At 42.0% G+C, this 12,232-nt stretch carries 11 protein-coding genes and 1 pseudogene; 4 read left to right on the forward strand and 8 right to left on the reverse strand.

From position 1 onward, the window contains the following. Window positions 1–21: 21 nt before the first annotated feature. Complete coding sequence (locus tag H0S56_RS07245; protein ID WP_195726017.1) at window positions 22–1,890, reverse strand: ATP-dependent nuclease; 1,869 nt, start codon at window positions 1,888–1,890, stop codon at window positions 22–24. 611 nt (window positions 1,891–2,501) lie between these two features. Here H0S56_RS07245 and H0S56_RS14430 point away from each other — a divergent pair. From H0S56_RS14430 to H0S56_RS07260, 4 genes are read left to right on the forward strand one after another with little or no spacing between them, the layout of a single operon-like run. Then, entirely contained in the window at window positions 2,502–2,633 is a 132-nt protein-coding gene (locus H0S56_RS14430) for a hypothetical protein (protein WP_004647016.1), read from the forward strand. After that, window positions 2,626–3,069: a CopG family ribbon-helix-helix protein gene (locus H0S56_RS07250; protein ID WP_004894906.1), complete on the forward strand. Its 444-nt coding sequence runs from the start codon at window positions 2,626–2,628 to the stop codon at window positions 3,067–3,069. Before H0S56_RS14430 ends, H0S56_RS07250 begins: the two co-directional genes overlap by 8 nt. 11 nt (window positions 3,070–3,080) lie before the next feature. Continuing rightward, window positions 3,081–4,889 (forward strand): allophanate hydrolase, encoded by a 1,809-nt coding sequence (gene atzF, locus H0S56_RS07255; RefSeq protein WP_195726018.1) that lies wholly within the window; start codon window positions 3,081–3,083, stop codon window positions 4,887–4,889. Then, window positions 4,886–5,908, forward strand: a complete 1,023-nt coding sequence (locus tag H0S56_RS07260) for an ABC transporter substrate-binding protein (protein WP_195726019.1) — start codon at window positions 4,886–4,888, stop codon at window positions 5,906–5,908. Before atzF ends, H0S56_RS07260 begins: the two co-directional genes overlap by 4 nt. 67 nt (window positions 5,909–5,975) lie before the next feature. Here H0S56_RS07260 and H0S56_RS07265 read toward each other — a convergent pair whose 3' ends face one another. From H0S56_RS07265 to H0S56_RS07295, 7 genes and pseudogenes are all read right to left on the reverse strand, one after another. After that, a complete protein-coding gene (locus tag H0S56_RS07265; RefSeq protein ID WP_004280373.1) occupies window positions 5,976–6,305 on the reverse strand; it encodes a DMT family transporter in 330 nt (109 codons plus the stop codon). 8 nt (window positions 6,306–6,313) lie between these two features. After that, window positions 6,314–7,195, reverse strand: a complete 882-nt coding sequence (locus tag H0S56_RS07270) for a hypothetical protein (protein ID WP_195726020.1) — start codon at window positions 7,193–7,195, stop codon at window positions 6,314–6,316. Beyond that, the gene (locus H0S56_RS07275; protein ID WP_195724735.1) at window positions 7,192–8,199 is read right to left on the reverse strand and encodes an isopenicillin N synthase family dioxygenase; all 1,008 of its coding nucleotides are present in this window, start codon (window positions 8,197–8,199) and stop codon (window positions 7,192–7,194) included. The genes H0S56_RS07270 and H0S56_RS07275 overlap by 4 nt, the downstream gene beginning before the upstream one ends. Window positions 8,200–8,276: 77 nt before the next feature. After that, window positions 8,277–9,158 carry an ABC transporter ATP-binding protein gene (locus tag H0S56_RS07280; protein WP_064096740.1) on the reverse strand — a complete coding sequence of 294 codons (882 nt, stop codon included), beginning with the start codon at window positions 9,156–9,158 and terminating at the stop codon, window positions 8,277–8,279. Then, window positions 9,158–10,102: an ABC transporter permease gene (locus H0S56_RS07285; RefSeq protein ID WP_114541233.1), complete on the reverse strand. Its 945-nt coding sequence runs from the start codon at window positions 10,100–10,102 to the stop codon at window positions 9,158–9,160. Before H0S56_RS07285 ends, H0S56_RS07280 begins: the two co-directional genes overlap by 1 nt. 149 nt (window positions 10,103–10,251) lie before the next feature. Next, window positions 10,252–11,017, reverse strand: a pseudogene (locus tag H0S56_RS07290) (IS5 family transposase). A gap of 190 nt (window positions 11,018–11,207) precedes the next feature. Then, window positions 11,208–12,224, reverse strand: coding sequence for an ABC transporter substrate-binding protein (locus tag H0S56_RS07295; RefSeq protein WP_195724737.1), 1,017 nt, complete (start codon window positions 12,222–12,224; stop codon window positions 11,208–11,210). Window positions 12,225–12,232: the final 8 nt, after the last annotated feature.

Genomic DNA, 12,232 nt, shown 5'->3' on the forward strand with positions numbered 1-12,232 from the left:
TAAAGAGGGGTTAGGGGAGATTTAAGAATTACATTTTTCGATATGCTTAAATATTCGTTCACATAACGCTTTGGCTTTTGGTGTAAGTTCCCAATCAGGTTTTTCATCGAAATCTTTGATGATTTCTCGGCAGAAATCTAGTTTATATTTTATTGTACCTACACCTTTACCATCAGCAAATGCAGTTTTATCAGTTGATGTTTTGGTATTTCGTATTTGATCGTCTAATAGTTTTCCTATTCCATAATCTTTATGATCAAAGTAATCAGATGCAGTGATTGAATCTAACTTTTCTATAGTAAACCCCTGTTTAGTTCTAGTTTGCATCTTGCTAAACTTTTTTTGAGCTACTCTAATGATTGCCTCTTTCGGCAGAGTATTTTCTGTTTCCTTGCACTCTAAAATTAAATAATTATCTTTTTTCAACTCACGCTTTAAAACTTCTACACGATCAGCTTTACCTTGAATATCACCATCAGCAATGAGTAACATTTCACTTGCGACAGCTTTAGCACTTAAACCTTTATCTTCCAACTGATCAGCATATGTATCACTAAAGCACCAATGCACTAAATTACTTCCTGCATACTCTACAAATGTATAGTGATAATTCGGCATAAAGCGACGGTACTTTTTATAAAGTTCTTTATTCGATTTCTCTAATTCAGCTAAATATTTTTCCATATATTTAGTGATATATAAGCGATCTGTAATGCCTTCAACCCAAATGGTGCAATTGGCTAAATATACAGAAGAAGGTCTTACACCTAATGAGGCAAGTAAGTCACGATCACGGTCACAACGATAAATTTTAAAGTCAAATTTGCTTTGATCATCATCTTTCGGCTGTTTTACAAATTTTTGAATCATGACTTGATCAGATTCATCAGCCATATCTAGTAAATGATTTGAATGTGTAGTAAAGAAATAATAATGAGGTGTTTCGTTTAAGTAGAAATTCATCAATTGACGAACCATACCAGCATGCATGTGAAGTTCAGGTTCTTCAATAAAGAATGCATGTGTTTCAGTATTTCCATTTTTATCTTTGCTTTTTATATAAGCTTCATAGGTTAGGATAATTGCTTGTTGCAGACCATCACCTAATTCGAATAAAGGTCTTTGAGCATCTTTACCAATTTTTATATTCACAACGTCCTGGTCATGCTTGGGAATAAGTGAAACAGGTTCGTTATCAAAAAAATATTGGCTTAATTTGTCTTCGTAATTTTTTATCAATTCACGTTGTTCAGGCTCACCTAGAAGATGAATTTTAAGTTCGTGGTATAAACATTCACCTGTAATAATATTTTGGGAGTTGAACTTTTCTTTATCAGGGAAATAATCTTTTTGGGCACGTTCAATGTAAGGTTGTTTATTTACCTCTTCTGTCACAGGGCGCATGCCGCGAAGAATAGGGATATATAATTTTGAATAAGATTGCAAATATTTATCTATAGTATCGGAGATTCTAACAGTAGCATCATTTTTGGTGAATCGAAATTTAGAAATTTCCTCTTTTAAATTATATAATGATTTAGGATCAAATTGTTTTGGTAGACTATCTAGTTGTTTTAATTTATTTAATAATTCAGCTTTATTAGAACCACCGAAATGACTGTTGTTACCTATTAGAGTGCCATTGGTAGAATTAACTATAGGATAAATTTCAGCATAGAAGTCATTCTTATTATTTCCATCATTATAGTCATTTATCTTATATTTTGATAAAAAAAGCTCTCTCAGAAACCTACTTTTTCCTGCATTATTTTTACCAATAAAAAAATTAAGTCTTTTGATTTCTATAACTTCTTTATTCTCTGTGTCTGTATCATTATCTGAAGTATAGTCTTCTAAATTTTCTGCCCAATAATATAATTTTTCTGTCATAAAAATGCCCCCAGATATAGGTGCTAATTTAGCAGTAATTCATCACTTTTCAAATGAGTTATAAAATAGTGATTGATCATCTGGTTGGTCTTTATTTTAGAAGTATAACACCTAAATAGATAACGGCCTGAATCACTTAGCCACACTTTGATGCACACTCGAACCCCAATGGTGCAAAATGGGCTATTTTTTAGCCGCACTTAATAAAATTAAATCATCCTTATTCTGGCTTATATATGTATGTGATCAATTTTAAAAGCATTCTGCTTAAATCTATTCTACTTTATATTGTGGCATGCTTTATGCTTTTATTTATATACAACATAAATAGAGGAGAGCAATACACTTGATCACTCATAATCAAAAACATCGGTTAACCATTCATGTATAAAAAGAATAGCAAGAACATGAGCAATCAAAATGGAATAAACCGGTGAAATACAAAACTTACTTTTGCTTTAGAACAAGCCCCATTTCAATGTTATGGGGCTTTTTTTCGCCTTTTTACCCAATTTTATTTATCACCTCCCAATAAGCACAAACTGGCACGCTTTCTGCATTTTCCTAAGTAATACGAAATTCTGGTTTTGTAATATTTACAGGAGATGCACATGAACAATCCGACATCAAATAAAAAAATGCATCCATGGCTTCACTTTCTGGTTGAGCTACTCAGCGTACGCGCAGGCTTTCACATTAAACAGTCTTCCCAATATCAACCCAAGGATCAACATCGTGCCTAAACAAAAATTGGCACGGATCAGTATCACCGTGCCAGAAACAACGCTTCAGGCAATGGATCAAAAAATTGTCGAGCAACACTATGAAAGCCGTTCACAGGCCATTGTCGACATGATTAACCGCCACCTGATTGATGATCTGGTGATTCGCGATGAAGTCATGGTTGGCACACTCACCTTGCTCTACGACGTCAGTCTGAAACCGCTGCGCAGTCAGCTGGTCGATCTGCAGCAGCAGTATCTAGCGCAAGTGATCAATTCACTTCATATCCAGCTGGATGATGAAAAAATTCTGCAAGTCATGCTGATGCAGGGCGCGAGCAGTGATCTGAAAGAAATTAGCGAACAATTTATTGCATTGAAAGGCGTGATTAAAGGGCATCTCGAACTGATGGATGCCGTCATGCCGCCTATTCCACAAAATACCGAACACACTTAAGGAGAACAGCTGTGCACAACTTATGGACTGTACAGGACTGGCAACACGCCTACCAGAATAACAATATCCAGCTTAGTGACCTGATTGAGTATGTAGCCGAGTTGAATCATGACGATCATGCCTGGATATCAATTGCGGCAGCAGCACAATTACAGGCACAAATTGATGCATTGACTGGTGCAGATATTGAAAGCTTGCCACTTTATGGGGTGCCATTTGCGGTCAAGGATAATATTGATGTTGCAGGGTTCTATACCACAGCAGCATGTAAAGAGGCAGCCTATCTGGCGACTTCCGATGCAACAGCAGTAGCCAAATTAAAAGCTGCCGGTGCGATTGTCGTGGGTAAAACCAATCTGGATCAGTTTGCGACGGGTCTGGTTGGTGTGCGCTCCCCATACGGCGCGGTAAAGAACAGCTTTAATCCTGAATATATCAGTGGCGGCTCGAGTTCGGGTTCCAGTGTAGTCGTCGCAAACGGATTAGTGCCATTTTCACTGGGTACAGATACTGCAGGTTCAGGACGTGTACCGGCAGGGCATAATAACATTGTCGGACTCAAACCAACCAAAGGCTGGTTCTCGACTACGGGCCTAATTCCAGCTTGTCGTACCATCGATGTGATTTCGATTTTTGCCTTAACGGTGGATGATGCCTGGCAGGTGGCGCAAGTTATGCAAGGCTATGATGCCAGCGATGATTATTCCAGAATGCATCCTCAAAATGTACCGAGCCAATTTTCAAAAGGCAAAATTGCCATTCCGGATACACTGGAATTTTATGGCGATGCTGAAACTGAAAAAGCATTCCAGCTGGCGATCGCACGTGCACAAAGTTTGGGTTATACGGTTGAGCCGATTGATTTTGCTCCATTTCAACAACTGGCAGCGGCCTTGTATAACCGCTCTTGGGTAGCTGAACGTACCAGTGCCGTGGAAAAAATGGTGCAACGCGAGCATACCCATGCCGTGATTGGTCAAATCATTGCACAGGCAGACCAGTTCAGTGCTGTAGATGCCATGCAAGATGAATATGAACGTGCCCGACTCAGTCGTATTATTCAAAATACCTTGGCGGATTATGATGCCTTGATGGTGCCCACCGCACCTACCATTTATCGCATTGCAGAGGTAGAAGCAGATCCATTGGTCAAAAACAGTCACATGGGCGCTTATACCAATTTTGTCAATTTTGCTGATCTGTCAGCTTTGGCATTGCCGAATAGCATCCGTGCCGATGGTTTGCCAACCGGTGTGACCTTTATTGCGCCGGCCTGGATGGATGAAGCACTGGCCAAATTCGGGCAAAAATGGCAGCAGGCGAGCCAGTTAAAGCTGGGAACCTCTGCACGTAGCTATGAAAAAACCACGGAAATTTCATCGAGCCATAGCGTCAAACTGGCTGTGGTGGGCGCACATCTAACCGGTATGCCGTTGAACTTTCAACTGACCACGCGTGGTGGCACGCTGATCAAGCAGACCCGTACCGCGTCGCATTACAAGCTTTACGCTTTAAAAAATACCACTCCGCCAAAACCTGGCCTGCAATACCACGAGAAAGGTTCTTCAATTGAAGTCGAAGTCTGGGACATTCCGCGTGCACTGTTCGGGGACATTGTTGCAGAAGTGCCAGCACCATTGGGTATTGGCAATGCCCAACTGATTGATGGTACATGGGTTAAAGGCTTTATCTGTGAAGGCTATGCACTTGAAGATGCTACAGATATCAGTCATTTCGGTGGCTGGCGCGAATTTATGAAATCTAAACAACTTTCAAATACCAAATTTAAATGTGAATGCATAGGGGAAGTCGCAAAATGATCAAAAAAGCACTGATGTCCGTTTCCGTACTGTCTGCAATCCTTTTTAGTGGCTGTGACAATACCGCTAAAGTACCTGAACCAAATGCCAAGGCAGCAGGGAGTGTGAATACTCAGCCCATCCGGATTGGTTATAGTGACTGGCCGGGATTTGTGGCCTGGCAAGTGGCGATTGAAAAAGGCTGGCTGGAAGATGCCGGAGTTAATGCCGATTTTAAATGGTTTGACTATTCTGCTTCACTCTCTGCATTCGCAGCGAATCAGCTGGATGCTGTACTGGTGACTAATGGTGATAATCTGGTCACTGGCTCTGGCGGGACCAAGGGCGTAATGATCATGGCAACTGATTATTCGGCCGGAAATGATGTAATTATTGCCAAGAATGGCATTAACTCAATTGAGGATCTGCGCGGTAAAACGGTTGCAACTGAAAAAGGCCTCGTCGATCACTTATTGCTGTCCACTGCACTAGATGATGCCAAGGTTAAACTGACTGAAGTTAAACTGGTCAATACCATGACCAATGAATTGCCACAGGTGTTTGCTACTCCCGATATTGATGCGATTGCAGTATGGCAGCCAGTGGCAAATCAGGCATTATCTGCAGTGGCCGGTTCCAAGATTATTTTCACCTCTAAAGACAAGCCGGGATTAATCTACGATACCTTGACCGTGAATCCAGCCCATCTGGAAGCCAATAAAGAGCAATGGAAAAAGGTGATTCAGGTTTGGGATAAAACCGTCAAATACATCAATGATCCGGCGACTCGTGAAGATGCTGCACAGATTATGTCCAAACGGGTTGGTGTCGATGCGAAAACCTATATGCAGTTCATTGATGGCACCCATTTACTGGATCTGGCCGCCAACAAGAAAGTCTTTACCAAAGGTAATGGTTTCGACTCGATCTATGGTTCTAGCTATCATGTGAACAAGTTCAATGTGGCTAACGGCATTTATACGACTGAAATGAACGTGGATGGCGTGATTGTTCCAACGCTGGTACAAGAGCTGCAATAAAGCCTGATCTCTTGCATAAAAAATCCCCGGTCTGGGGATTTTTTACTATCAGATGAATATTAAAAAATTAAAGCTGCGTACTTTTGGAAAAGACATTGATAAAAATAATGCCAATAATCATAAATGCCAGACCGATCAGTGCGGGAAGATCCAGTTGCTGTTTAAACACCAAGAGGCCAACCGTTGAAATCAGGATAATGCCGGCACCAGACCAGATTGCATAGGCAATGCCCATCGGAATGGTTTTCATGGTCAGTGACAGGAAAAACAGGGCAACGGCATAACCGGCAATTGTGGCAAGTGAAGGCCAGAGCACGCTAAAACCATTGGAAGCTTTCAATGCAGAAGTGGCAATGACTTCTGCAATAATGGCAATCGAAAGATATAAAAAAGACATATTTCTCCCTATAACACCCGTTCTGCATGCTGCATCAGGTGATCCTGTTCTGACTTCAGCCAGCTTTCAGCTTGTGTAGTCGTGGGGGTCGCATATTGAAATTGGTAATCCGGCTGGTACATGTCCAGCTCAAAAATCAGGTCAATATCGCGACCATCTAAAATGACGTGCTGAACCAGACTGCTCTCATTGAGAACTTCAAAATTTTCCAGGTTAAAGGTTTTGTTTGTTTCACTGCTGCGGGTGCTGTAAGTTTTGCTTTGACCATCAGTCCCGATAGAGACCTCAAAACTTTCTAACAAGGCAAATACGGTCGGATCGACAGCTTTCAAGTCCATTTGAGCGACTGCACTTTGCACTTCAGGCAAACGCGTCAGGGCATAGGCAATATGATCAGCACAAATAATCAGGCCACCATCCATTTCCAGTGTCTGACCAGATTGAACATCAAGTGCAGACTGAAGACGCAGGCCTAAAAATAAACCGTGCTGTACCTGCTGGCGCCAGTCTTCGACATAAACATTACTTGGAGAAAATTCCAGAATGCAGTTGCCAATCGCATGTAACCTGGCTGGTTCCGGCCATTGCACATGATTCTGGTAATTGGCGTAGTCTTTCACTTCCCAGGACAAGAGTTGGCTGGCACTATCCCAAAGTGTATTGCCAATCCAGCCTTGGCGTTCCTGAACAGCAGTTCCCGTCTGGCTTTTTAGACGAAGATCAATAGTAAAACTGCGCGACTGAAACCAGTACACAATGGTATTTTCATCAGTCAGGCCATTATAAAAACTGATACTTTTACGCCGGAAAGCACCGTATAAAAAGTCCGGAATAATCTCTGGCTGAGGGGTGGTGGGCTTTAAAGTCTTAATCACTTCAAACAGATTCATGATGCTGTCTCCGCCTGTTCTTCAAGTCCAAAAGAGGAAAGTGGTACAGCATTTTTTAAGATCAGTTCACCGCTAGCAATGCGCTGTTTTAAATATTGAAAGGTCTGGGCGGTCTGATTAAACAGATGCTCACCCCCGATCAGGGCAGAATATTTGGAATTTTCAGTGTGAATAACCGGTTCAATAACGGTGTCATAATTGCAGGCGCAAAACAGCGGGAATGAATAACGTTCTTCCGAGATCTTTTTCACGCGGTGCTTGGTGGCGAGATATTTACCATTCGACAGAATTTCCATCATGTCACCGATATTCATCACCAGGGTATTTTCAATCAGAGGAATGTCGATCCATTCGCCGGCTTTATTCAAAACCTGTAAGCCGGGTGCGGTGGGTAACAGCAAGGTAAAGCATTCGTAATCGGTATGTGCGCCAATGCCTTCGGCATCTTGCACTTCCGGATTATAGGGATAATGAATCAAGCGTAGCTGACTTGGTGCATCAGTAATTTTGCTTTCAAAAAAGTCCTCACGAACGCCCAACGCCAGTGCAAAGGCAGAAAAAATCTGCCGGCTGATCTCACGCAGATGACTATAGTATTGGCTGACAATAGACTTGAAATCCGGATGGTCTGGCCATAAGGTGGGCCCAAGTAAAGGACAGTCTTTTCTTACCCCCTGATAATCATAATTGACATCATAGGCTTCTTTTAAATCATAACTGTTGCCGGCAAACTGTTCTTCGCCAATCGGCACATAGCCACTATGGTTTTTTGATTTGCCAATATAGTGCTGCATTTTGGTGTCCAGATCCTGAGAAAAATAGGACTGGGCCATTTCAATCAGGGCTTTGGCGTAATCAGAATTAAACTGGCTACCTTGCAGATAAAGAAATCCGACTTCTTTACAGGCATGATCCAGAGCATGAGCAACTTCAATACGATCGGCTAAATCCGGACTTTGTAATTTTGAAATATCAACCAGTGGGAGTACATATTGCGCTTGCATGATAATCACCTCTAATGTTGGTCGTCCAACACAGCGATTAAAACCTTCGGGTCGTCCCAAAGGCATTTTGGATAAGATTATTTATTGCTGCTGACCTTGGTCATACGCGGAATGACCGGCAGTTCTGCTAGTGCCGGATCCAGTTCATCTTCTTCAGCATGCACCAGATAATCGACACGTTGTCTTAACTGTTTAAATTCAGGACTAAGCATGACGTCTGGATGGCGTGGACGAGGTAGATCAACTTCGATAATTTCCTTGATTTCACCCGGATTGGCTTTCAGCGCCACAATACGGTCGGCCAGTAAAATGGCTTCATCCATATCGTGAGTCACAAAAATGATGGTGATGTCGATATTTTGCCAAAGATCCATCAGATGACGCTGCATTTTTTGCCGGGTATGCGGATCGAGTGCTCCAAAGGGTTCATCCATCAACAGGATCTTCGGTTCATTGACCAAAGCCCGGGCAATCGCGACACGCTGTTTCATCCCGCCAGACAGCTCATGCGGATACTGGTTTTCATACTTTTCCAGACCAATGATATTGATCCATTCACGTGCCTGCGCTTCGGCAGCTGCACTACTTTGGCCTTTCATGCGCGGGCCAAACATGACATTTTCCTTGACGGTTTTCCATGGAAACAGGGTATAGCCCTGGAACACCATGCCACGCTCTGGACTTGGGCCGGTAATCGGCTGGCCATCCACCAGAATCTCACCACTGCTATAAGGATCCAGACCGGCGACTACACGGCTAAAGGTTGACTTGCCGCAACCGGAAGGCCCAATCACACAGATGAACTCCCGCTTATGAATTTTCAAATTTAGTGCATTTAAAACCGTACGCTCGGTTTTGCCATGACTGAATTTTTGCGTCAATTGCTTCGCTTCCAGAATCACCGGACGGCTATAAATCTTGTCAAAGTATTCGCGGGTATTAAATTCAGTGTTTTGCATCAGTTGGCTCCCGGTTTCCATTTAAATAAGCGTTGTCCCAGTTTCATTAAAATCACATCACACAGCAGACCAATCACACCGATAATCAGGATCGCGGCAAAGACATTATCAAAGTTTTGATAGCGGGCTTGCTGGGTAATAAACCATGTGATTCCTGAGGTACTGCCGATCAGTTCTGCTACGATCAGGTAAGTCCATGCCCAGCCGAGCAACACACGCAGATTACGGTAAATTTCAGGCAGGGCGGCAGGAATCACCACATGTAACAGACTTTTGAGTTTATTGGTGCCCAGAGTAAAACCGGCTTCGATCAGGCTGCGATCCACCAGACGTGTGGTATTGGCAATAATCAGGATTTGCTGGAACAAGGTTCCAATCACAATAATGGCAATTTTTGGTGCATCATTAATTCCGAGAATTGCCACTGCCAGTGCACCAAAGGCCGGAGCAGGCAAATAGCGGAAGAATTCGACAAAGGGTTCGATCAGCTGGGAAATTTTATTTGAAAACCCGCATAAAATACCGAGTGGAATACCGACCAAGGAAGAAATAAAGAACGCAGTAAAGACCAGCTTGATACTGTGCCACAGACTTTCATGAAACCAGGGTGCATTGGCCTGAGCAGGCTCCGTGGTAAAGGCCGTGACCAGTGCAATCGCAACTTCATGTGGTGCAGGCAGATAAATCGGGTTGACCAGAATACCCTGCGGCGGAGCCAGACCCTGATCTACCGCAGACTGCGCAGCAGAAAAAAACTGGTCTTTATCAATACGACTTTCGACCTGTAAATAGGCAACACTACCTGAATCAGTAATCTGGACTTGTGGATGCCAGATAAATGGCAAGTAGCTGACTGCACACCAAATTAAAATTGGTATTAAAAAAGACCCCAAGCCAAACAGCAATTTATTTCTTTGACTGAGTTCACGTGCAACGTAACTCATAGTGTTGCCCCTCAATATTACAAATTTTATAAAACGTAATACTAAATAAGCAAAATGGATGCCATTTCATCCCAAATCCTGAAATGACTCTTAAAATGGCTTATTTTTATAGAAAAAATTAGCAGACAACTCTTAGGGTCTGTTGACATTTACTGTTCATAATTAACCCTATAAAGGTAGCCATAAAAATATACAGGCTAAAGCAACAGAACTTTGATAATTTCTTTTGAGCTTGTCATATCGAGTAGCTATTCCTCTAAATTGCTTTAATCTACAAAACATATTTTCAACTAAATGCCTGATTTTATATAAACACCAGTCCATATGGTCATTGTTTGATTGGCTATTTGTTTTCTTTGGTATATTCGCTTTAGTCCCTGTTTTTCTGATCTGCTCACGCAGTGGTTCTGAATCATAGCCTTTATCTGCGCATACCACTTCTGTCTCTTTTAAATCTAATGTTGCTATTAAATCAGGTGCAACTTTGATGTCATGTGTAGTGCCATCGGTAATCATGAAATCAATAGGATTGCCATGTGCATCAACAATCAAATGTATTTTTGAGGAGTTTCCCCCTACACTTTTAGAAATAGATTGATTCGCTATGCCGGCAGAATGTTGATGAGCACGTACATGAGAGCCATCAATAAAAATCCACTCCATATCGGGACATGAGGCTAGTAATTTGAATAATCTAAGTAACTTACCGCTGCTTGACCAATGATTAAAACGTTTGAAAATAGAGTTGGAATGACCAAAACAACAAGGAATATCTCGCCACGGACAGCCTGTTCTAATTCTATAGAGAATAGCTTCAATAAAATTGCGTAAATTTGAGTTGTGGTGAATGGATAAATTACGCAGAATAACTTTCAACTTTTGCCAGTGTTGATCTGTCAGCATGGTACGAGGCATAGCGAATAGTAAAATTGGGTTTGGCGATTTGATTTTACTACTTCGCTATTTTTTTAAGCTAAAAGTGTCAACACACCCTAATCATATTCAAGAAGTTAGATCAGAATGCAAAGATTTTTAATCATTTTCTGGAAAATAGACTCAATAAAAAAGACCCGAAAAATCAGGCCTCTTTTTTCAGTAACATCATTTAGCCAATAATGTCTGCATGCTGGTTTTGCAAGCTATAGATGCACTGCTGTGCAATCTGTTTTTTCTCGGCTGCGGTCATTTCAATATCTTCCCATTTCTGCATCTGCTGCAGAAGCCAGATAAAATCATCGACTTTCGGTTTGGCACTTTCTCCAACAAAATTCCGGATAATATTCTTGATTTTGTAAAAGTCATAGACATGCCGCTGGGCGGAACATTCAAACTGAATAATCTGATAATCCACCAGCATGTTCCATACGTCTGATAAATCGCTGCGCTGCTTTAAATCATCCTGCGCTTTTTGTACAGCCTTGACCACTGCCTCTACGGTAAATGGATGCTGTTCTGCCCATTCTTGGGTCATGGCCAAGACTTTATCGGCAACTTTTGGAATGACATTCTGGCTGGCAGCGACAATAAAGCTATAGCCTTCAAGTTTGGCCTGAATATTCCAGGGTTCTCCCACGCAAAACCCATCAAATACCTGTTCTGCGATTCCTTTTACCATAGAAGGCGGTGGAGAGGTCATCAGCTGGATATTCTTGGCCAGTTGTGGATCAGTCAGTGCCAGCCATTCTTTTAAACAGTAATGGTGAATCGAATATTTATAAACATAGGCCAGATTGATGGAATGATTCTGTTGTAAAGCCAGTACAAGTTTCTTTGAGGTAATCTGTTCATCATCCTCAGGCTGGATGCCGAGTTCATAACACAGATCTTGGCGCAGACTAATAAAAGCCTGATTCACACTCAGTACTAGAGGGGTTTGTAAAGCCACCTGTAACTGGTCTGTGCCCAGGGCAGCAGCGGGCAACATGGCAGACAGGCAATGTGCAGCATCCAGAAAGCCATAGGCCAGACGGTCACGCAAACTTGACCATGAGGCTTCGCGGATTAAATTGATGGTTAATCCTTGCTCGGCAAAATACCCCTGTTTTTCAGCCCAGAGAATGGCAACACAATCAAGTAAAGGAATATAGCCAATATTGAGTTCAGTTTTTTCTAATGTGGACATATGCTTTT

Origin of the sequence: Acinetobacter lwoffii, from assembly GCF_015602705.1 — a bacterium.
Lineage (GTDB): Bacteria > Pseudomonadota > Gammaproteobacteria > Pseudomonadales > Moraxellaceae > Acinetobacter > Acinetobacter lwoffii_E.

Bases quoted from the DNA above. Each gene is read 5' to 3' on its own strand.
- H0S56_RS07245 (WP_195726017.1), bottom strand. From the start codon at position 1,890: ATGACAGAAAAATTATATTATTGGGCAGAAAATTTAGAAGACTATACT.
- H0S56_RS14430 (WP_004647016.1), top strand. From the start codon at position 2,502: ATGAACAATCCGACATCAAATAAAAAAATGCATCCATGGCTTCACTTT.
- H0S56_RS07260 (WP_195726019.1), top strand. From the start codon at position 4,886: ATGATCAAAAAAGCACTGATGTCCGTTTCCGTACTGTCTGCAATCCTT.
- H0S56_RS07265 (WP_004280373.1), bottom strand. From the start codon at position 6,305: ATGTCTTTTTTATATCTTTCGATTGCCATTATTGCAGAAGTCATTGCC.
- H0S56_RS07270 (WP_195726020.1), bottom strand. From the start codon at position 7,195: ATGAATCTGTTTGAAGTGATTAAGACTTTAAAGCCCACCACCCCTCAG.
- H0S56_RS07275 (WP_195724735.1), bottom strand. From the start codon at position 8,199: ATGCAAGCGCAATATGTACTCCCACTGGTTGATATTTCAAAATTACAA.
- H0S56_RS07280 (WP_064096740.1), bottom strand. From the start codon at position 9,158: ATGCAAAACACTGAATTTAATACCCGCGAATACTTTGACAAGATTTAT.
- H0S56_RS07285 (WP_114541233.1), bottom strand. From the start codon at position 10,102: ATGAGTTACGTTGCACGTGAACTCAGTCAAAGAAATAAATTGCTGTTT.
- H0S56_RS07295 (WP_195724737.1), bottom strand. From the start codon at position 12,224: ATGTCCACATTAGAAAAAACTGAACTCAATATTGGCTATATTCCTTTA.